General features: G+C 63.3%; 18 protein-coding genes. 6 read left to right on the top strand and 12 right to left on the bottom strand.

From position 1 onward, the window contains the following. Positions 1-200: 200 nt before the first annotated feature. From ACSSV4_RS02075 to ACSSV4_RS02040, 8 genes are all read right to left on the bottom strand, one after another. On the bottom strand, positions 201-617 hold the full coding sequence (locus tag ACSSV4_RS02075) for a BLUF domain-containing protein (RefSeq protein WP_454273105.1): 417 nt from the start codon (positions 615-617) through the stop codon (positions 201-203). A gap of 107 nt (positions 618-724) precedes the next feature. Beyond that, positions 725-2,608: a glucans biosynthesis glucosyltransferase MdoH gene (gene mdoH / locus ACSSV4_RS02070; protein ID WP_454273401.1), complete on the bottom strand. Its 1,884-nt coding sequence runs from the start codon at positions 2,606-2,608 to the stop codon at positions 725-727. Beyond that, on the bottom strand, positions 2,596-4,101 hold the full coding sequence (locus ACSSV4_RS02065; protein WP_454273104.1) for a glucan biosynthesis protein: 1,506 nt from the start codon (positions 4,099-4,101) through the stop codon (positions 2,596-2,598). The genes mdoH and ACSSV4_RS02065 overlap by 13 nt, the downstream gene beginning before the upstream one ends. Further along, positions 4,098-5,327 (bottom strand): OpgC family protein, encoded by a 1,230-nt coding sequence (locus tag ACSSV4_RS02060; RefSeq protein ID WP_454273103.1) that lies wholly within the window; start codon positions 5,325-5,327, stop codon positions 4,098-4,100. Before ACSSV4_RS02060 ends, ACSSV4_RS02065 begins: the two co-directional genes overlap by 4 nt. Before the next feature lie 36 nt (positions 5,328-5,363). Beyond that, positions 5,364-6,740: a tetratricopeptide repeat protein gene (locus ACSSV4_RS02055; RefSeq protein WP_454273102.1), complete on the bottom strand. Its 1,377-nt coding sequence runs from the start codon at positions 6,738-6,740 to the stop codon at positions 5,364-5,366. Between the two features lie 210 nt (positions 6,741-6,950). Further along, positions 6,951-7,421, bottom strand: coding sequence for a DUF302 domain-containing protein (locus ACSSV4_RS02050; RefSeq protein WP_454273101.1), 471 nt, complete (start codon positions 7,419-7,421; stop codon positions 6,951-6,953). 78 nt (positions 7,422-7,499) lie between these two features. Beyond that, positions 7,500-8,675 (bottom strand): CaiB/BaiF CoA transferase family protein, encoded by a 1,176-nt coding sequence (locus ACSSV4_RS02045; protein WP_454273100.1) that lies wholly within the window; start codon positions 8,673-8,675, stop codon positions 7,500-7,502. A 10-nt stretch (positions 8,676-8,685) separates the two neighbouring features. Further along, entirely contained in the window at positions 8,686-10,314 is a 1,629-nt protein-coding gene (locus ACSSV4_RS02040) for a thiamine pyrophosphate-binding protein (protein ID WP_454273099.1), read from the bottom strand. Positions 10,315-10,524: 210 nt separating this feature from the next. Here ACSSV4_RS02040 and ACSSV4_RS02035 point away from each other — a divergent pair, with 210 nt between their 5' ends. From ACSSV4_RS02035 to ACSSV4_RS02010, 6 genes are all read left to right on the top strand, one after another. Beyond that, the gene (locus ACSSV4_RS02035; RefSeq protein ID WP_454273098.1) at positions 10,525-11,136 is read left to right on the top strand and encodes a ribonuclease D; all 612 of its coding nucleotides are present in this window, start codon (positions 10,525-10,527) and stop codon (positions 11,134-11,136) included. Between the two features lie 44 nt (positions 11,137-11,180). Continuing rightward, entirely contained in the window at positions 11,181-11,753 is a 573-nt protein-coding gene (gene lptC / locus ACSSV4_RS02030) for an LPS export ABC transporter periplasmic protein LptC (RefSeq protein WP_454273399.1), read from the top strand. A gap of 26 nt (positions 11,754-11,779) precedes the next feature. Further along, on the top strand, positions 11,780-12,253 hold the full coding sequence (lptA, locus tag ACSSV4_RS02025; protein ID WP_454273097.1) for a lipopolysaccharide transport periplasmic protein LptA: 474 nt from the start codon (positions 11,780-11,782) through the stop codon (positions 12,251-12,253). Next, a complete protein-coding gene (lptB, locus tag ACSSV4_RS02020) occupies positions 12,250-13,014 on the top strand; it encodes an LPS export ABC transporter ATP-binding protein (RefSeq protein WP_454273096.1) in 765 nt (254 codons plus the stop codon). Before lptA ends, lptB begins: the two co-directional genes overlap by 4 nt. Positions 13,015-13,254: 240 nt before the next feature. After that, positions 13,255-13,818 carry a ribosome hibernation-promoting factor, HPF/YfiA family gene (gene hpf / locus ACSSV4_RS02015; RefSeq protein WP_454273095.1) on the top strand — a complete coding sequence of 188 codons (564 nt, stop codon included), beginning with the start codon at positions 13,255-13,257 and terminating at the stop codon, positions 13,816-13,818. Positions 13,819-13,863: 45 nt separating this feature from the next. Then, the gene (locus ACSSV4_RS02010) at positions 13,864-14,328 is read left to right on the top strand and encodes a PTS sugar transporter subunit IIA (protein WP_454273094.1); all 465 of its coding nucleotides are present in this window, start codon (positions 13,864-13,866) and stop codon (positions 14,326-14,328) included. 105 nt (positions 14,329-14,433) lie between these two features. Here the strand turns inward: ACSSV4_RS02010 and ACSSV4_RS02005 are convergent, their stop codons facing one another. The 4 genes from ACSSV4_RS02005 to ACSSV4_RS01990 all read right to left on the bottom strand — a co-directional run bounded on the left by ACSSV4_RS02005 (position 14,434) and on the right by ACSSV4_RS01990 (position 19,265). Next, positions 14,434-15,861 (bottom strand): sulfotransferase family 2 domain-containing protein, encoded by a 1,428-nt coding sequence (locus tag ACSSV4_RS02005; RefSeq protein WP_454273093.1) that lies wholly within the window; start codon positions 15,859-15,861, stop codon positions 14,434-14,436. Beyond that, positions 15,858-17,567: a DUF5927 domain-containing protein gene (locus tag ACSSV4_RS02000; protein ID WP_454273092.1), complete on the bottom strand. Its 1,710-nt coding sequence runs from the start codon at positions 17,565-17,567 to the stop codon at positions 15,858-15,860. Before ACSSV4_RS02000 ends, ACSSV4_RS02005 begins: the two co-directional genes overlap by 4 nt. A 19-nt stretch (positions 17,568-17,586) precedes the next feature. Beyond that, complete coding sequence (locus ACSSV4_RS01995; protein WP_454273091.1) at positions 17,587-18,573, bottom strand: glycosyltransferase family 2 protein; 987 nt, start codon at positions 18,571-18,573, stop codon at positions 17,587-17,589. A 140-nt stretch (positions 18,574-18,713) separates the two neighbouring features. Continuing rightward, positions 18,714-19,265, bottom strand: a complete 552-nt coding sequence (locus tag ACSSV4_RS01990) for an ActR/PrrA/RegA family redox response regulator transcription factor (RefSeq protein ID WP_454273090.1) — start codon at positions 19,263-19,265, stop codon at positions 18,714-18,716. Positions 19,266-19,299: the final 34 nt, after the last annotated feature.

Genomic DNA, 19,299 nt, shown 5'->3' with positions numbered 1-19,299 from the left:
AAGGCGATTCGGTGCTGAATGCCTACCACACGCGCACCATCGTAAAGGTTGATGATGCAAAAACAAGTATTCTGGTAAGTTTATCTGACCAAAGTGCGGGATTTGCGGGATTTGATGGGCCTCGCCCCGTCCAGAGACGGGCCAGCTACGTCTTTAAGTGGTTACTCGGACTAATTTCACACGCTTAAGGATATTTCGCGTCACGCCTCACGCGGCGGCACCACGCCCTGATCCGCAAGCAGCTTGAAAAAACCCAGAACCTCGCCCTCGTTCGTCCGCTCTATCGCGCCGTCGCGCACCGCCTCGATGCTCCAGACCCAGCTCTGCGCCGGGTCGTCGCGCATCGCCCAGCCGGGAAACAGCCGCGTCTCGATACAGCGCTCCACCAGCCGCGTCACCTCGACATGACGATCATCCCGGCGGATACGCTGATAGGCCGCCGCGACCTTGTCGCGCGGCCCTTCCAGCAGTTGCAGGTAGAGATCGTGCCGCGCGATCAGCGCGCCGGTGATGTCGTCCCGCACATTGGCCCGGCGGGCATCCATCAGGATCGAAGACAATGTCGCCTGATCGAAGCCAAAGGGCCGCGAGGCATAGACAAGCTGGGTAAGCGGCATGACGCGACCCCTTTCAGAGGACAGCCTAAAGCGGTCGCGGCGCGCTGTCGATGCGAGAAACCGGACGCGCGCATAAATCCTGCACAGCCAAAGACACGCGGCGGCGCCTACTCCGCCGCGATCGGTTGCGTCTGTGCCGAGCGGAACAGCGCGCGATGCGTGCGGGCCAGCAGCAGGATCGGCGGCGTGTCGGTCATCTCGGGCGTGGCCATGACGTGGCGCAGCGCGCGCCATTCCCCCAGCCGCAGCCCCGACAGCATCGACAGCGGCACGGCGGCAATCAGGCTGATCGCGATCGGCAGCAGCCAGAGCGACACCACCCCCGCAGCCATCCCGACACAGAGCAACGCACCGCTCGCCGTTTCCAGCAAATGGAATTTCAGCACCGTTCCGGGGCTGTAATCGCCGCCCCTGCGCGCCTGCGGCGACCAGATCGGGCGCATGCCGATGACCGAGCGCAGCACCGCCACCAGCTGTTGCACCATCATGATCGGCGCATAGAGGATCGACAGCAGGATCTCCACCGCCAGCGACACGCCAAACCGCGCCGCCCCGCCAAAGCTACGGATCGGCACATCCGTCAGGCCAAGCGCCAATGCGCCCATCAGCTTCGGCGCCAGCAGCATGCCATACATGAAGAGCAGGATCAGGACCGAACTTACCCGGCTCATCTCCGGCCAGACCGGGTAGAGCGGGTTCTCCATCGAGAAATAGCTGATCACGCTGTCCGGCCCATTGCCCAGAAGCGCCCAGATCACCAGCAGGCCGAACCAGGCAGGCGACAGAAGATAGCTCATCGCGCCGTGAAACAGATGAAAGCGCGACACGGCGTGAAAGCCGCGCGTCGCCAGCAGGCTCAGATGTTGCAGATTGCCATGGCACCAGCGCCGGTCGCGCAGCGCATAGTCGATCAGGGTCGCGGGCGGCTCTTCATAGCTGCCCTTGACCGATGGCATGAAGCGCACCGCCCACCCGGCCCGACGCAACAGCCCCGCCTCGACGAAATCGTGGCTCAGGATCATCCCGCCCTGCCCGGTCAGCGACGGCATCTCCGGCAGCCCCGCACAATCGGCAAAGGCCCGGGTGCGCAAGATGGCGTTATGGCCCCAGTAATTGCCCTCGGACCCGGTCCAGCCCGCCAGCCCCTCGGACAGCAGCGTGCCGTAAACCGCGGCCGAAAACTGCTGCATCCGCCCAAAGAGCGTGTCAGACCCCACCACCATCGGCGCCGATTGAATGAGGCCCGCCGTGGGATCGGCCGACATCTCGTCGGACAGCGCAATGATCGCCTCGGCGCTCATCAGGCTGTCGGCATCGAGCACCAGCATCGCGTCATGCGCAGCCCCCCAGTTTTCCAGCCATTGCCCGATATTGCCCACCTTGCGCCCGGTATTCTGCACCCGGCGGCGATACCAGACCGCGCAATCGGGCGGCAGCGCGGCGCGCAGCGTGGCAAAGGCGCGGCTCTCGGCCATGGCGATGGTTGCATCCTGCGTATCCGACAGGATGAACAGCTCAAAGCGATGCGCGGGCCGCGCAGCACGCAGCGCCGACATCATGGCACTGGCATTGCCGAATACCTCTGACGTGTCCTCGTTATAGATCGGCACCAGCAGTGCCACGTTCAGCGGCGCGGGCGTCGCACACGCCTGCGCGCGCCTGTGCATCAGGTGACAGGCCAGCCCCAGCGTCGCCGTGCCCACGGCCAGCGCAATCCAGAAAAACGTGACCATCACCAGCGCCAGCAGCACCCATTCCAGCCACCACATGCCCCCGACCGACAGCCACTCGCCAAAGGCAAGACCAAGCGCGCCCGTGGTCAGCGTGGCAGGCAGGAACGTGGCGGCACGCCGCCACCAGTAATTCAGATTGGGCCGCCATGCAGGCGCGTTCGGGTCATGATGCGCGGCGCGCAGGCTCTGAATCGGATGATCCAGAGGGGCAGGCGGCGGCATCTGCCCCGCGCCGGGAAAGGCGGTCAGGCGGTCCATCTGTACAGCCACACTTCCGACACGCCGCGCCCCTCGTGGAAAAGCTGCGCCCGGATTTCAGCCGCCGTCACCTCACCCGGGTCGAACGAAAAGGCAAGGCGCGGACCGCCGGTTTCGGGATTGCGCTGCACGAAACCCCCGGCAATCTCCAACCGGCTGGAATAGACATAGACCACGAGGTCATCGTACGTTTCGGGCAGCGCGTCATGCGGGGCGAAATCAATCGTCACCACCTTGCGCATGTCATTGGGAAAGCCGCGCCCGATGCGGGTCTCGATCACCTGCGCCACCGGCTTTTTCTCCTCGATGCCGCCGGTCCATGTCATGGCATAGCTGAAGCTGTGCTCTGCGCCGTCTGCCAACGGCTCGCGGGGACGCCAGAAGACCACGATATTGTCGTAGATCTCCTTGTCGGTCGGAATTTCAACCAGCGTGATCGCACCGCGCCCCCACTCCTCGCCCGGGGTGATCCAGAGGCTGGGACGTTCGTGATAATGCGCCTCAAGGTCGTGGAAATCCGAATAGGCGCGCGACCGCTGCGCAAGGCCGAATCCTTGCGGGTTGTTATCCACGAAACTGGAGATCTGCAGATCGCGCGGATTGCCCAGAGGCCGCCACAGCTTCTCGCCATTGCCGTTGAGGATGCTCAGCCCGTCGCTGTCATGCACGCCGGCACGGAAATCGTCGAACCGGTGACGATTGGTCGCGTCGAAATAGAACATCGAGGTGAGCGGCGCGATGCCCACATTCTCCAGCGGCACCCGTGGCATCAGCGTGCAGCGCACATCCACCTCGGTCTCCACCCCGTCGGGCCGCAGGGTGAAATGGAAAAGCCCGGTCACCGACGGGCTCTCCATCAGGGCATGCACCTTGTGCGTGCTGACGCCCGCATCCGGTTTCTCGATCCAGAACCGGGTGAAATCGGGAAACTCCTCGCCCTCCGGCGCGCCGGTATTCACCGCCAGCCCCCGCGCCGACAGGCCGTACACCAGATCGCGCGCGATCACGCGGAAATAGCTGGCCCCCTGAAACACGGCGTATTCCTGAAAGATCCCCGGCTTCTCCAACTCGGCGCGCAGACGAATGCCGGAATAGCCCAAATCGCCCTCGGTCGGCAGATCCGGCACGATTTCGTGCTTTTCATAAAGCGACAGGTCGAAATCGAGCCGCCGCGTCTGACCGTTCTCGACCAGATTGACCTCGACCGCGCGCGGGAAATACAGGCCCGGCGGGAACACATCGAATTCAAGCGTCGTATCGGTGCCTGCCCAGATCGCCTGATCGGTATCGAAACGGATGGCGCGATATTGATCATAGGTCAGGTTGCGCCATGCCTCGGGCACGGTCGGACGCTCTGCATAAGGTTTCGCCGACACCTCGCGCGCGAGATCAAGCAGCGCCTCCTCGGAAAACGGCGTGCCGGACCCGGCCTGCGCCAGACCGGGCCAGAGCGCAAACGCGCCAAAGGACTTCAGAACGTCGCGCCGGATCATTTTGCGCCTCGCCAAGGATGTGATTTGAACCACGCCACCGAATAGGCCACGAGGATCAACGATGCGAACCCAACGCAGTTGGCAAGCACCATGTTCCATGTCGTTCGTCCGATCTGGTCCATGACAAAGCCCGAGAACCGCGCGAAGACCATCGAAAAGACGAAAACCGCCAGCGATTGCTGCCCGACCTTGAGGATCATCCTGAGCAAAACGCGCCATGCGCGCGCCACTACCCCGGTGCCCACCGCCCTCAGCCGCGCGCCGCCCTCACCGGCGGCAGCCCAGCATAGATAGGCCAGGCTGAGAAAATGCACGTAGCGCAGGATGCCGAAATCGGATTTGTTGAACAGTTCGCGATTGGCGATGCGCCAGTCGCGCGCCCAGTCGAACCCGAATTCGCGCACGCCGATATTGGACAGCGGAATATTGCCGATCACAATCACCAGCGCCAGCAAGATCAGCACAGGATGCACCGGCGGTTTCGGGATCCAGCCGCGCATGAAGGCAAAGCCGGTGAAGAACACCAACTGCCAGCCGAACGGGTTGAAGAACCATTTGCGATCCGACCACGGCTCTGCCGGAAAGCCCAGATGCAGGTCGACAAGACCCAGCGCGTCGAGCACGGCGCGTTGCGCGAAAAGCCAGATCAGACCTATCGCCGCGAACGCCGCCCAGACGCTGACCCGGCTCAGCGCCATCATCAGCGGCATCATCACCAGGATGACCATATACATCGGCAGGATATCGAAATAATTGGGCACATAGGTGAGGGTGAAAATCCCCACCAGTTGCGGCCCCGGATCGGCAAAGAACTTCCACAGGTTCAGCGTGCCGATATAGGTCTTGTCGAAATCGCCAAAGTGATCGAAGGCCGCGAGCAACGTGGCAATCGCAAAGAACATGCCGATATGTGCCCAATAGACCTGCCAGACGCGAAAGCCCACGCGCCCGGTGCCAAGCGTCCAGCCTGCCCGGTCGAAGGTGCGTCCAAACGCAATGGCCGAGGCCATGCCGGAGCAGAACACGAAGATCTCGGTGGCATCCGAAAAGCCCCAGCGCGCCGGAATCCAGCTGGTAAAGAAATTGCGCGGGGTATGGGCGCACAGGATGATGAACATCGCCAGCCCGCGAAAGAAATCCAGCCGGATATCGCGGGTCGTGGCGACAGGTGCCGTCGCCTTTCTGGCGCGGCTGTGTGGCATGGCCGGATCGGCAACACTCGTCATCGCGGTGTCGGCTCCTTGTGAAATGTCGTGCCGGGTTTACTCGGCGGGCAGGCGATCTGCCTCGTCCCAGTCCCCGCGCGAGGCGTTGATCAGGTCCAGCCGCGTGCTTGCATAACTGTCGAGACGCCCGGCGCGCTGCGTCGCGCGTTCCTGAAGGATGGTCTCTGCCTCGTCCAGGAAACCGCCCCGGATCGCGCAATCTATGGTGAGCCGCTCAAAGACATCACGTTGGGCATGGCTGCCCCCGGCCAGTTGCATGGAACGACGCGCCCTTCCAAGGTTGAGGAACGCCGTCTTGTAATCCCCTTCCCCGAAGGCCTCAAGCCCTGTCGCAGCGGACAAGCCGGGATTCGCCATGCGCGCCATCAGCTCTCCGGCATTGGTCTTCTTCGCGTCGCGGTGCAGCCGCGCCATCATCCGCTTGATCGCCACGTCGCGGGTGTCGCCGACCAATGCCAGAAGGTAATGCAGATCGGCAAAGATCAGGCAGGCATCCTCGGTCCGGCGCTCCGAGATGTCGGCCAGCTCTTCCCAGCGGTCGCCCACGTCATGCCCTTCCAGCTCCAGCCGCATCAGCAGCGAGGTGCCGTTCGAGATGTCGCGGAAATCGTCGGTCTTGTCGCGGCGAATCTCCTGGTCATAAAGGGCGAAAACCGCGTCGATCTCGCCCTGATCGAGATGCATCAGCGCCTTGTGCCACCACACGTGATAGCGGAAATTGTTGCAATGCGCCCAGGCCCCTTCGCGCCCCTCCAGCCAGTCGAGCCCGGCGCGCGCGTTGCAGGTCATGTCAAAGACATGCGCCACCGCATGCAGCCCCCAGGCATCGTCAGGCGACAGGCTCAACCCCATGCGCCCGGCGGTCTCGGCGCGGGCATAATCACCGGTTTCCTCCAGCGAAAAGGCGTGACAGCCGAAAAGATAGCCGCGCGCCGGGTTCTGCGCGTCATAGGCGGGCAACAGCGCCTCGAGCGACGCCCGCATGCCGTGCCGGTCGCCAAGGATGAACCGGGTCGCGTGGCCGATCTTCATCGCCAGCGCATCCTCGGGCCAGCGCGCCAGCACCGCCTCCATCTCGCGCACCGTCTCGGAGGGGCGCCCGTCAAGCCACGCGCCCAAGCCGCGCACATAGCCCATCTCGCGCGCCGTCGGATTGCCCTCACGCGCACAGGCGAGTGCCGACCTGTAGGCCTCCTGCGCGGTCTCGTTCATCTCCCTGCGGCCCAGCATCAGCAGGAACAGCCCCTTTGTGGCATGCGCCATCGCAAACTCCGGCGCCTCGCTCAGCACCGTGCCAAGATGTTCGGGCGTTGTCGCGGCATGGGCGAGAAAGGCCAGTACCAACTTGTCCCAGGCCGCAAGGGCAGTGGGGGACGATACGGAAATCTCGTACCCGAATTGATCATGACGCATGGCCCGGTATCCTTTTTCGGCAATCATTCAAGTCTCAGCTAGCCCGCTATATATGACACCCGCAACAAGAGCGGGGCGGACCTCACCAACACGTTATCCGCAGTTTAACTCATATCACGGGAACAGGGCAGCCTTGCTGCCGCATAAGACGAACAAAATAGGCGTCTTTCTGCCAAAAGGTGGAACAGGTCTCCGCCTGCCGCCCAAAGATCATTCGGCGGTGGCGGATTTCGCGACAGTTTCGAAAATTCCATCCAGTTCCGTGGCCAGATCGCGCAACATTTCGCCGCCCTCGTCGAAATAGGGGGCAAAGACCGCCGTCGGCGTCTTGTAGCTGAGGGTGGCGGTGCCGTCGGCGTCTTCAGTCACATACATCCGAATCGGCGCCTCGATCCCGGCGGCGATGCTCGCCTCCAGCATGCGGCGCGCGTAATCGTTGCGGTAAAGCCCGAAAATCCGGTTGCCGGGAATGGTGATCCCCTGCCCGCGCGCGCCGTCCGACGCGCTCGCCTGCGTGACGATGGCAATGGGTGCCTCGCTGACCGCGTCACGCACCGCCTGCACCAGATCGGCAAAGCTCTTGCTGGTGTCGTGGATCACCCAGCCCTCGCGCGGCTCCAGCGCCTGCGCGGGCGCGGCAAGGACAGTTAGAATTGCGAGAAGTTTCAGAAATCGTTGCATGAATAATCCTCCGGATTGATACGCCGAGGGCTACGCGACACCCCGAGTCGCAGCAAATCACGTGCCCGCGAGCCGAGGTTACAGTTTATCCCTGAGCCGCTTCAATACCGCCTCGGTATCCGCGCCCGTCGCAGGCGGGGCAGACCGATAACTGACCGGCGTACGCGAGAATTTGAGCGGATTCCCGATAAGCCGCACCTCGCCCGTCGCGGTCTGCGGCGCGGGCAGCGTGATGGTCATCCCCCGCGCCTGCGCCTGATCGCTTTCCAGCGCCTGTTCGATCGTGTTGACCGGCCCCACCGGCACCTTGCGCGCCTCCAGCCCGTCGATCACATCCTGCATTGTCCGCTCGGCCAGCGCCTCCGCGATCATCGGCACGAGGGTGTCGCGATGCGCCAATCGCGCTGTGTTCGTGACGAAACGCGGATCAGTGGCCCAGTCGGGTTGCCCCAGATAATCACAAAACCGGGCATATTGGCTGTCATTGCCCACCGCGACGATCACATAGCCATCCGAGGTGGCAAAGACCTGATACGGCACGATATTCGGATGCGCATTGCCCGCACGCGTCGGCGCAGTGCCCGAGGTCAGGTAGTTCAGCCCCTGATTGACCAGCCAGGACATGGTGCTGTCGACCAGCGCGAGGTCGATATGCTGCCCCTCACCGGTCGCATCCCGGTGCCGCAACGCCGCCAGAATGCCCGTGGCGGCATAAAGCCCGCAAACCACATCGGCCACGCCCACGCCCACCTTCATCGGCTCTTCGCCCGCCTCGCCGGTGATCGACATGATCCCGCCAAAGCCCTGCGCCATCAGGTCATAGCCCGGCTTGTCGCGGTTCGGCCCGGTCTGCCCAAATCCCGAGATCGAGCAATAGACAAGGCCCGGCCAGGCGGCGCAAAGCGTCTCGTGGTCGAGGCCGTATTTCCGCAGGCCCCCGGGTTTGAAATTCTCGATCACCACATCCGCACGCCCGGCCAGATCGTGCAGCATGCGCTGCATGTCCGGATCGGTCAGATCCACCGCCACGGATTGCTTGTTGCGGTTCGAGGACATGAAATAGGCCGAGAGGTCCGTCGCCTGCCCCGCCGCATCCAGCGCAAAGGGCGGCCCCCATTGGCGCGTATCATCCCCCGCCAGGCTCTCGATCTTGATCACCTCAGCCCCCAGATCGCCCAGAAGCTGCGTGCAGGTCGGCCCCGCCAGAATCCGGCTGAGGTCGAGAACAACGAGACCAGCAAGCGGGCCGGGCATGGGCATCTCCTCAGATACGATTGTCATAAGAGCCGCGGTCGATTTCCGCGGCGATGACGGTAAACCTGTCGGCCTGTTGCGCCTCTTCCAGCGCAGCGCGCAACTCCGCCCGGTTCGTCACCCGCACGCCATTGCCACCAAAGGCCCGGCCGATGGCCGCGAAATCGTGATGGCCGAAATCGACGGCGAGATTGAGCATCTGCCGCTCGCGCTGCTTCTTCTCGATCAGCGCAAGGCTTGCATCGACAAAGACGACGAAGATCATCGGCAGGTTCAGTTCCGCCACGGTCGACAACTCCCCCGCCACCATCAGGAACCCGGCATCGCCCGAGAAACTGACCACAGTGACCTCGGGCGTGGCAATCTTGGCCCCCATGGCCAGCGGCACGGCGCAACCCATGGTGCAAAGCGCGGTGGATTGCAGCACGCTGCGGGGATGGTGTGTCACCCACATCTGCGACAGCAGGATGCGATGCGCGCCGCTATCGACGGTAATTATGCAGTCCTCGGGCAACACCGCGCGCGCCTCGGCGATCACCGCCGCCGCGCCCCAGTCATCATCCCTCGGAAAGGCATGCGCCAGCGCCGCGCGCACCTCTGCCACCTCACCGCCGGGCCATGTGGTGCGGGGCGTCACCCCCTTGGCAATGGCCGCCAGCGACGGCCCGCAGGCCCCCACCACATTCATCGTCGCCTGATGCATGTATTGATCATTCGGCACGGCGGCGATGTCGATCACCCGCACCTGCGACGGATCCCAGATCTCGCGCCAGCCGGGGCGCATCTCGATGGGATCATAGCCGACGCAGAGGATCAGGTCGGCCCGCTCCACAAGCGGCACCAGAATGCCATCGGCCAAAGGCGACAGGCCCGCCCCGCCCAGACACAGCGGGTGCGTCTCGGGAATGATCCCCTTGGCCTTGTAGCTGGTAATGACCGGAATGTTCAGGCGTTCAGCGACCTCCAAAATCGTCGCGCCCGCCCCCTCGTTGACCGCATCGAGCCCCACGATCATCACCGGGCGCTCGGCCCCGGCCAGCCAGTCGCGCGCCTCCCCCGGCGCGGCGGGCACCATAGGCACCGCATCCGGGCGGCGGCGCAGGCGTGGCAGTGTCACGCGCATGTCAGCCACGGAAATCGGCACGTCGATATGAACCGGGCCCGGTCTCCCCTCGGTGGCGATGCCCACCGCCTTGTCGGCGATGATATCCGCGCCCTGCGCCGTCAGGCGAAACGTCGCCTTGGTGATCGGCGCCAGAACCGCCTCATGATCGAGGATCTGATGGCTATAGGTCAGCGCCTCATCGGCATCGACACAGCCGGAAATGACGATCAGCGGCACACGGTCCTGATGCGCGTTGGCGATGGCGTTCACGCCATTCAGCACCCCCGGCCCCAGCGTGGCAATAAGGATACCGGGCGCGCCGGTGCGGTGCCAGACCCCCTCGGCCATGAAGGCGGCGGCGTTCTCGTGACGCGCCAATGTCACCTCGATCCCGGCCCGCGCCAGCGCATCCATCACCGTCAGAACCTCGCCCCCCGGCATGCCAAATGCATGGCGGCAGCCCGCCTCATAGAGCCGCCGGGCAAGGTAATCGGCGGCGCGATTTTCGGTCTGATCGGAATGGGTCTTGGGCATGGGTGCTGTCTCCTCTTGCGGCACTTTGTGGCCGAGCACCGGGCCGACCGCAAGCCGCTTTGCCCCTCCCCGCTGCGGCCTGGGCTGGAATTCCCGCCATGGGCGGCTTAAATCCGGGTTGAGACAAGGACCGAAACGGCCTAAGCAAATCGGGATTTCGATCCCGTATGACAGTCAGCCCGCACGCCGTGCGGGACACAAGGATATCCGATGGCGAACCACCTTTACCAGAACGACCTGCCCGACGGGCTGGATCTCGGCCCCGTCGTGGCGATCGACTGCGAGACGATGGGCCTCAACCCGCATCGCGACCGGCTGTGTGTCGTGCAGCTTTCGGGCGGCGACGGCAACGCGCATCTGGTGCAGGTGGCCAAGGGTCAAACCAGCGCGCCCAACCTGGAGCGGCTGCTGCGCGACCCGGATGTGCTCAAGCTCTTTCACTTCGGGCGGTTCGACATCGCGGCGATGTACAATGCCTTCGGTGCGCTGGCCGAACCGGTCTATTGCACCAAGATCGCCTCGAAACTCATCCGCACCTATACCGACCGGCACGGGCTGAAATACCTGCTTCAGGAACTCTTGGGCGTCGATATCTCCAAGCAACAGCAGACCTCCGACTGGGGTGCCGAGGCACTCACCGAGGCGCAGCTCGATTACGCCGCCTCGGATGTGCTCTACCTGCATCGCCTGCGCGAAGAACTCGACAAGCGTCTGTCCCGCGAGGGGCGCAGCGACATGGCGCAGGGCTGTTTCGCGTTCCTGCCGATGCGCGCACGGCTCGATCTGGCCGGCTGGCCGGAAATCGACATTTTCGCCCATTGAGCATGGCGCGGGGCGGCGACACACATTCGCAGATCGTGACCGGGATGAAAATCCTGCTGCCCCTCGCCGCGCTGTCCCTGCTGTCAACGGTCTTCCTGATCTCGGAAACCGTCGATCCCTCGAAATCCATTCCCATCGCGCAGGTCGATCTCGAAAAACGGGCCGGGGATCCCGGCTTCACCAACCCGATCTTTGCCGGGGTCACGAACAAGGGCGACGAGATCCGCATCTCGGCCGCCATCGCGCGACCGGGGGACAGCGGCCTTGCGCAGCCGACCGCGGATCATATGGTCGTTCTGCTCCGCCTGCGCGACAGCACCACGGTGACGATCCGCGCCGAACGGGCCGAGGTCACGCCCGAAACCGTGACGGCGGAATTGCGCGACGGCGTCCGCATCACCACGTCGACCGGCTACGTGATCGAAACCGACCGCCTCGAGGCGCGGTTCGACACGCTCCGCGTCAGCACCTCAAGTCCCTTGTCGGCGCATGGCCGGTTCGGGCGCCTGTCTGCCGGAGGTCTGCTGATTCACGACGAAACCAGCCGCGGCGAGGTGGAATTGCTTTTCACCGGGGGGGTGAAGCTGGTATATCGTCCCGAAGACTTGGGGGATTGAGGCACGTGCTTGATTTGAAACCGTTTATGGCCGGGATCGTGATGGCCTGCCTGCCGCTGTCTGCCGCGGCACAGGGCGCGCAAGTCGCCTTTGGCAGCTCTCCGGGCGACCGCGACCTGCCGATCGAGGTGACATCTGACAGTCTCGACGTGAACCAGAACGACAATACCGCCGTCTTTGCCGGGTCTGTCGTGATCGCGCAAGGGGCAATGCGGATCGCCGCGCCGCGTGTGCTGGTGGTCTATTCCTCGGACAGCCGCAGCATCGACCGGATCGAGGCGACCGGCGGCGTCACCCTCGTCGACGGGGCCGACGCCGCCGAGGCGGCGCGCGCCGATTACAACATCGTGACCGGAATGATCGAACTGCGCGGCGACGTCCTCGTGGTGCAGGGCGCAGACGCGGTCGCGGGCGACGCCATGTTCGTCGATACCGAGGCGGGAACGGCGCGCGTCGTGGGCCGGGTCAAGACCCTACTGCAGGCGGAGACGCGCGAATGACCCGCCCGGATCTGTCTCTTGCCCATACCGCCGAAGACACCGGCCTGCGGGTCGATTGCCTGCGCAAGAGCTATCGCAAACGCGTCGTCATCCGGGATGTGTCGCTCTCGCTCGATCGCGGCGAGGTGGTCGCCCTGCTCGGCCCCAACGGCTCGGGCAAGACGACCACCTTTTACGCAATTGCCGGTCTGGTGCCGCATGAGGGCGGGCATGTCTATATCGACGGGCGCGAGGTAAGCAGCCTGCCGATGTATCGCCGTGCCAAGCTGGGCATCGGCTATCTGCCGCAGGAAATGTCGATCTTTCGCGGGCTCTCGGTCGAGGACAACATCCTGGCAATTCTCGACATGACCGTGAAGAACCGGGATCTCCGCCGCAAGCGGCTGGAGCAATTGCTGTCCGAATTCTCCATCGAGCATCTGCGCCGCGCGCCGGCGCTTGCCCTCTCGGGCGGCGAGCGCCGCCGCGTCGAAATCGCGCGCGCCCTTGCCGCCGAGCCGAAATACCTGCTGCTGGACGAACCTTTCGCCGGGGTCGATCCGATTTCCGTGGGGGATATCCGGCACCTCGTGACCGACCTGACGAAGCGCGGCATCGGCGTGCTGATCACCGATCACAATGTGCGCGAGACGCTCGAAATCGTGGATCGCGCCTATATCCTGCATGACGGGCAGGTGCTCATGTCCGGCAGCCCGAGGGATGTGGTGGAAAACGAGAACGTGCGCCGGGTCTATCTCGGCGACAGCTTTCGGATCTCGTGATCGCCGTCATCGGCGAATCCGCTCTGACGGGATGCAAATCAGATTGACAAAACGCCGGGAACGCGCGTCAATTGAGGCATGACATGTTGTATTCTCGCGCTGTTCCCCGAATGGCCCCCGCGACACGGGCCTGTCTTGGGACAATCGAAACACATGTCATTTATCAGCATCCGAGGCTAGGCTGGATCGCGGCGCAGGCGCGCCGCGCGCGGCCCCGGTTTCTCAAGCGAAGGAGACAAGATGCGTTATCAAATCAGTGGAAAGCAGATCGACATTGGCGAGGCGCTGCAAACGCATGTCAAGGAAGAGCTGGGCACGGCGGTCGCCAAATACGCCGAGCGTCCGACCGATGCAATTGTCGTCTTTTCCAAGAGCGCGAGCGAGTTTGCCTGCGAGGCGGTCGTGCATCTTTCCACCGGACTGACGGCACAGGCGAGCGCCAAGGCGCATGAAATCTATGCCGCCTTCGACGCGTGCTGCGACAAAATGGAAAAACAACTTCGCCGGTATAAACGCCGTCTGAAAGATCACCATCGCGAGCGTGCGGAGCCGGTTGAACTCTTCGGCGCGTCCTCTTATATCCTCGCGGCGAATGGCGAGGAGGTGGAATCGGAACCCGAGAGCCTGCAACCGATCATCGTGGCCGAGATGGAAGCGCAAATTCCCTCTCTCTCGGTCGGCGAGGCGGTCATGCAGATGGAGCTTGCAGGGGCACCAGTTCTGGTCTTTCGCAAAGAGGGAAAAGAGACGGTCAATGTCGTGTACCGCCGCGAAGACGGCAATATCGGCTGGATTGACCCTTAACATAAGGTGACGGGCGACAATTCCCCTGTCAGTGCGGCTCGACGAATGGACTTACCAATGATCCTCAAGCCCGAGGCAGTGCGCATCCTATACGGCGCCACCAGCAAGAAACGTCTGATGCAGGAGCTTGGGTTCATCGTCGAGGCCGCCTATGGCGTGCCGCATTCCCACGCTGTTGAGGCGCTGCTGGAACGCGAAAGCCTGGGGCCGACCGGCGTTGGCAATGGCGTGGCGCTCCCGCATGCGCGAATCGACGGGCTCGATCAGGTGGTGGGCGTGCTGACACTGCTGGAGAAGCCGATCGATTTCGATTCGGTGGACCGGCAGCCGGTCGATATCGCCTTCGCGCTTTTTGCCCCCGAGGATGCGGGGGTCGAGCATCTCAAGGCGCTCGCCCTGGTGTCGCGCACGCTGCGCGACACCTCGCTCTGCGCCAAGCTGCGCGCCAATAACGATCCCGCCACGCTCTACACCATCGTGACCGAGGCTCAGGCGGCACAGGCGGCCTGAGCACCGCGGGGTCAAAGTGATCGTTTGGCCTGAATCGGTCGTTGCCGCATCCCGCGCGAAACGCACCGAAGGTGCTATGTCCGCTTCAGGCCAATCCCGATTGTGCTACCGCCAGGCCCCAAACCCGAACAACACATAATCCCGCTGATAGACCGTGCGTGCCAGATCCTCGATCCGCGCGTCATAGATATCGGCCAGGGCAAATGGCATTTGCGATGCAGCGACCGGCGGCGTCGGCGGCCTCGCATAACCGACCTGCCGCGCCAGCGCGGCCAGATAGCCCGGCATTTCGTCCTCGCGCAGGATCATGTCGGGCGCGCCAAACTGCACCATCCCCTCGATGGCGGCGGCCTGGGTGCACCAATGGGCATCGACCCGGATCGACGTCTGCCCGGCGAGATTGGCCTTGAGAAACTCCAGAAACCCCAGAAACGCCGCCTTGTGCGCGGCCGGATCATAGCCCTCGTCGGGCAGGTTGCCGGGGATCGGCAGTTTGTGGAAATTGCGCAGCGTGCGGCGGATATCGCGATAGCACCCCGGCCCCTTGATCAGGATCTTGTCGCAGAACGCGGCATGGGCGCGTGCCACCGGATGACGCAGCACGGTGAACCGCCGATGCCCGGGCTTGTGCCGCATCCACTGGCGCAGCGCCTTTTGATTGAGCTTGGAGGGCAGCGTCTCCTCACCCACCTGATCGAGCGCGGCCAGCCAGGCGCGCACCTCCGCCTCGGGGCCTGACCGGATCGGCATATAGAGCAGCGGCGCGCGCACGGCGCTGACGAAGCCGGGCACGGCGGCGCCCCGGCGCGGCTCGAAATTCGGGGTGCGGGTCAGGTTGTAGGGGTCGCGCCCGGCCAGCGCATGCTCCATCTCCCTGAAATTCGACACCTTGTTCTCCAATGGTTCGGGGTTCTGCGGCTTGAGCGAGGCATCGAGCGCCTCCAGCCGTGTTTCGCAGCCCAGATACCGCGCCAGCCCGTTCATCACATCAAGGCTCTGCAAATCCTCATAGGCCACGTAGAACGCCGTCTGACCGGTCGCCTGAAGCCGGTTCAGCAGGAACACCTGAAACGCCTGCAACTTGGCGACATGTGTCTCGAACTCGCCGGGATCAAAGGCAATCGGCGCATCGCGGCGGCGTTTCACATTGGTCAGCTTCCACTGCCCCGTCGCCTGCGCGATCTTCCACGACACGTAACTGTCGACCGGATTGCGCGTCAGGATGATCTTGGCGCAGCGCAGATCGTCGAGCGCATGATCCAGAACGCGCGGGTCATGGTCGTGAAAGAACCGAAAGCCGCCGATACCCCGCGACTGCCCCTTGATCGCACCGATCAGGCGCGTCGGTTCCTCGTCGCGTTCCGCCTGTGTCAGCCCCAGCAATTCGGTCTTGTTGGGGTAGCCGATGAAATGCGGATTGAACGCCTCGCCATGGCATTCGATCCCGTCAAAGGCGTTCAAATTGCTTTCCAGAAAGTTGGAGCCGGTGCGCATTTCCGCGAACACGACGAAATAATCAAACGGGCCTGTCATTCACTCTTATGCACCAGATAGGGTTTACGCGCGCCCTGCTGCGGGCTGTGGATGCCCTGCTCGACCGGGAAATCGCCCATCAGATAGGGGTGCATCCCCTGGTTCTTGAGGTTCTGCAGGAATTGTCCGAATCCGGTCAGATCCGCCATGCGCGGCACCTCGGCCAGACCGCGCAGGTTCTGCTGGCCGATCTCGTCGATGATGGTCTGCAACGGCTCCATCGGGGCCTCGATAAATTCCGCCATGGTCCAGATCCGCACCCGCGCCTTGGTCCAGGGCGAGCGCAGCACCTTGAGATGCTGGCTCTCGATCTGTTGCAACAGCGCCGCCTCGCGCCGGATGTCCGAGAAATTGCCGTTCGACTTGAACAGCGGCACCGCCCAGGCCCCCGAGATCACCGAGACCTGCGCATTCGGGTCCTTGGCGATATACCACTCGATCTCCTCGATCATGTCGCGCGGCCCGAACTGGAAACACTGCCGCTCGCCGCGCGTGTTCCAGATCAGGCTGGCGAGAAAGGCGCGCGGGTTGTAGTCGCGCAACGCCGCACTGTCCGAAAGCGCCCCGTTCATGACCTTCTGCCCATCCGAGAACTCGGCCCGCTCCGGCGCGAAAAGATGCCCATGCACCCGCATCCCCGTCATTCGCGCCAGCCACGGCTCAAAATTCTCAAAGAGGTCGCTGAATCCCTGAAACACCGAATAGGGCGCGCAGGTCAGCCCGTTCTCGCGGGTCTCGACCGGAAAGCGGCTCTGCATGTAAAGGCCGGGCCGCCCGCGCGTGCGCCGCTCCACCGCCTTGGCAAAAATGCGGTCGATCTTGCCGGGGTTGGGCTCTGTGCGCTTCATCGCCCCCGCCGGATCGGTCAGAAACGCCTCATAGAGGCGATCGGCAAAGGGCCATATCTTGCGCGCCACGAAACAGTCCGACCGTCGCAGGAGTTGCAGGTGATCGTCGTAGAAAATATGCGGCTTGCCCTGATAGTCGAATTTCGACAGCGTCAGCGACCGACTCTCGATCTGGCGGGAATACTGGCGCGCGAGGGTCTGGAAATAGCTCTCGTCCGGAATCCACACCTTGGAGAAATAGCGGTCATAGTGGCGGCGCTCCGGATCATCGAGAATCGCCGACAGCGTCTGCCGCGTCAGACACCACCACTGGCTGCCCATATGCGGCACGATGCCGTTGGGAATGCGCCGCTTGAACCCGACAAGGCGTTGCAGCGCCACGTATTTGTCAAAGAGATAGCGATGGTTCCGCCATGAGAACGGAAACCGCAAGGTAAAGCGTTCATGATCGAGGCCGCCAATGGTCCAGGGCACGTCCGCCGTCGTCGCGCTCTCGATGAAATCGGTATGCGGGCGCTGGGCGAGATAGTCGATCAGCTCCTGCACCGGGCGCAGCGGCAGGCAGGATCCGGAGGCAAGATAGACATGGCGCACTGTCCTGAAGTCGCGCAGCATGATCTCGGCGGCGCCCTGCGTGGCGGCGACAAGACCCCAGGTGCCCCATTCACAGCGATGCCGGGGCGCAAAGCGGACATCCTCTATATCCGACAGGGCATTTACAAAGGCGTTGTAGGTCTTGCGCGGCACCGCCTTGTCGACATGGATCACCAGCGGACAGCCCGAGGCCGCCCAATGCCGCGCCACCTGTTCGGCCCGGCCAAAGGCGGTGTGGACCAGCATGATGATCCCGACGCTCATGCGTGTACTGCCCCGTTGCTCATGCCCAGTTCCCCTTGGACATCAGCCCGAGGATTTCCAGTTGCCGCCAGTTTATATATTTTTCCGACCATTTGCACCAAAGTTCGGGCTTGTGCTGAACCACCTCGGCATAGGCCTTGTACTCGACACTGCCGGCATAATGCTGGCGGCGGGTCAGCTCCTCGGCGGCCTTGACAGTGAAGGTGTCGAGAAACTTGGCGTGGAGCAGGATGCCGCTCGCCTTTTCGCCGCCCCACTCGTCATAGGTCAGGTTGAGCCCGCGCGGCAGCACCATATGGGTCGAGCTTTCATAGGCATAGCGCCGATGCCACTTGACCAACGGCGTCTTGTTGAGCGCGGGCGCCTTTTTCGGGTTGTCGGGAAAGAACACGCGGGCGCGCGGGCCGCCCTGAATCCACAGGTTGCCGAATTTCTTGTTCTTTTCGATCATGTAATTGCCCGGATCGAACCAGGCGGCAATCTCCATCGGGTTCTGCCCGGCGCGATAGGGCACCGCATCGATGCGGCCCTTGGGATACATATCCAGCAACATCGCCCCAAAGGACTTGACCTGAGAGGTGTCGAGCCAATCTGTCAGCGCGCGAATGGGTCGCGTGTCGCAGAACGGATAGACGAAAAACTCATCCGGATCGACCACCAGCGTCCAGTGCCCATGCCCATATTTCGATTGCAGCCAGTTGAGCCAGTCGACACCAAAGCGCGCGCGCTTGTAACTCGCCTTGGTGGACCACAGCGACACATCCTCCTGCTGCGCCAGATAATCCGCGCCGCCATCGGTGCTGTCATTATCGACGATCAGGAAATGCGAAATCCCAAGGTCGCGATAGTAGCGCAGGAAATAGGGCAGCCGGATATGCTCATCCCGCAGGGTCGAAAACAGCAGCACGTCTCCGGGTCGAATGCGGTCGGTGCGATCCACGACAGAGCGCAGTGAGAAATGCTTCCGAAAGGCACGCACCTTGGCCCGTTTGCGCCGCAGCCGCATCCGGTATGATTGCCACGCCCCCACGAGATCGGACCTCCGTTTATCGTTTTGGATCGTCACAGACTATCTAACGTCTGTTAACACAACCTTTTTCCTGAACAATCTCTGTTAAAATACGAAACTGTTGCCAAAATCGGCAATCAGCGGGGCGAGCGTTTCGCCAGAATGCGTTGCAGCGTGCGCCGGTGCATGTTCAGCCGCCGCGCCGTCTCGCTGACATTGCGGTCGCACAGCTCATAAACCCGCTGAATATGCTCCCAGCGCACCCGGTCCGCGCTCATCGGGTTTTCCGGCGGCGGTGGCAGGTCCGCGCCATTGGCCAGAAGCGCGTTGGTGATATCCGTGGCATCTGCGGGCTTCGACAGGTAATCCGTCGCCCCGATCTTGACGGCGGCCACGGCGGTGGCAATCGCGCCGTATCCGGTCAGCACCACGATCCGGCTGTCGGGCCGCTTTTCGCGGATCACCTCGACCACGTCGAGCCCGTTGCCATCCTCAAGCCGCAGGTCGCAGACCGCATAGGCCGGCGGCCGGGCGGTCGCTATGGCGCGCCCGGCGGCCACCGATCCCGCGGTCTCGACCTCGAAACCGCGCTTTTCCATCGCCTTGGCCAGACGCTTCAGAAACGCCTCGTCATCGTCCACCAGAAGCAGCGTCTTGTCGTCACCGATGTCCTGCATGTCCTCGGCCATGCCACTCCTCCTGTTTGCGCGCGGTTGCCAGATG

This window comes from Roseovarius sp. MBR-154 (assembly GCF_053628595.1).
This window is presented reverse-complemented; position numbering and strand designations above follow the sequence as displayed.

Coding starts and splice junctions, on each gene's coding strand:
- lptC (WP_454273399.1), top strand. CDS start 11,181: ATGAAAATCCTGCTGCCCCTCGCCGCGCTGTCCCTGCTGTCAACGGTC.
- lptB (WP_454273096.1), top strand. CDS start 12,250: ATGACCCGCCCGGATCTGTCTCTTGCCCATACCGCCGAAGACACCGGC.
- ACSSV4_RS01995 (WP_454273091.1), bottom strand. CDS start 18,573: ATGCGGCTGCGGCGCAAACGGGCCAAGGTGCGTGCCTTTCGGAAGCAT.
- ACSSV4_RS01990 (WP_454273090.1), bottom strand. CDS start 19,265: ATGGCCGAGGACATGCAGGACATCGGTGACGACAAGACGCTGCTTCTG.
- hpf (WP_454273095.1), top strand. CDS start 13,255: ATGCGTTATCAAATCAGTGGAAAGCAGATCGACATTGGCGAGGCGCTG.
- ACSSV4_RS02005 (WP_454273093.1), bottom strand. CDS start 15,861: ATGACAGGCCCGTTTGATTATTTCGTCGTGTTCGCGGAAATGCGCACC.
- lptA (WP_454273097.1), top strand. CDS start 11,780: ATGGCCGGGATCGTGATGGCCTGCCTGCCGCTGTCTGCCGCGGCACAG.
- ACSSV4_RS02060 (WP_454273103.1), bottom strand. CDS start 5,327: ATGACGAGTGTTGCCGATCCGGCCATGCCACACAGCCGCGCCAGAAAG.
- ACSSV4_RS02035 (WP_454273098.1), top strand. CDS start 10,525: ATGGCGAACCACCTTTACCAGAACGACCTGCCCGACGGGCTGGATCTC.
- ACSSV4_RS02010 (WP_454273094.1), top strand. CDS start 13,864: ATGGACTTACCAATGATCCTCAAGCCCGAGGCAGTGCGCATCCTATAC.
- ACSSV4_RS02050 (WP_454273101.1), bottom strand. CDS start 7,421: ATGCAACGATTTCTGAAACTTCTCGCAATTCTAACTGTCCTTGCCGCG.
- ACSSV4_RS02065 (WP_454273104.1), bottom strand. CDS start 4,101: ATGATCCGGCGCGACGTTCTGAAGTCCTTTGGCGCGTTTGCGCTCTGG.
- ACSSV4_RS02055 (WP_454273102.1), bottom strand. CDS start 6,740: ATGCGTCATGATCAATTCGGGTACGAGATTTCCGTATCGTCCCCCACT.
- ACSSV4_RS02040 (WP_454273099.1), bottom strand. CDS start 10,314: ATGCCCAAGACCCATTCCGATCAGACCGAAAATCGCGCCGCCGATTAC.
- ACSSV4_RS02000 (WP_454273092.1), bottom strand. CDS start 17,567: ATGAGCGTCGGGATCATCATGCTGGTCCACACCGCCTTTGGCCGGGCC.
- mdoH (WP_454273401.1), bottom strand. CDS start 2,608: ATGGACCGCCTGACCGCCTTTCCCGGCGCGGGGCAGATGCCGCCGCCT.
- ACSSV4_RS02075 (WP_454273105.1), bottom strand. CDS start 617: ATGCCGCTTACCCAGCTTGTCTATGCCTCGCGGCCCTTTGGCTTCGAT.
- ACSSV4_RS02045 (WP_454273100.1), bottom strand. CDS start 8,675: ATGCCCGGCCCGCTTGCTGGTCTCGTTGTTCTCGACCTCAGCCGGATT.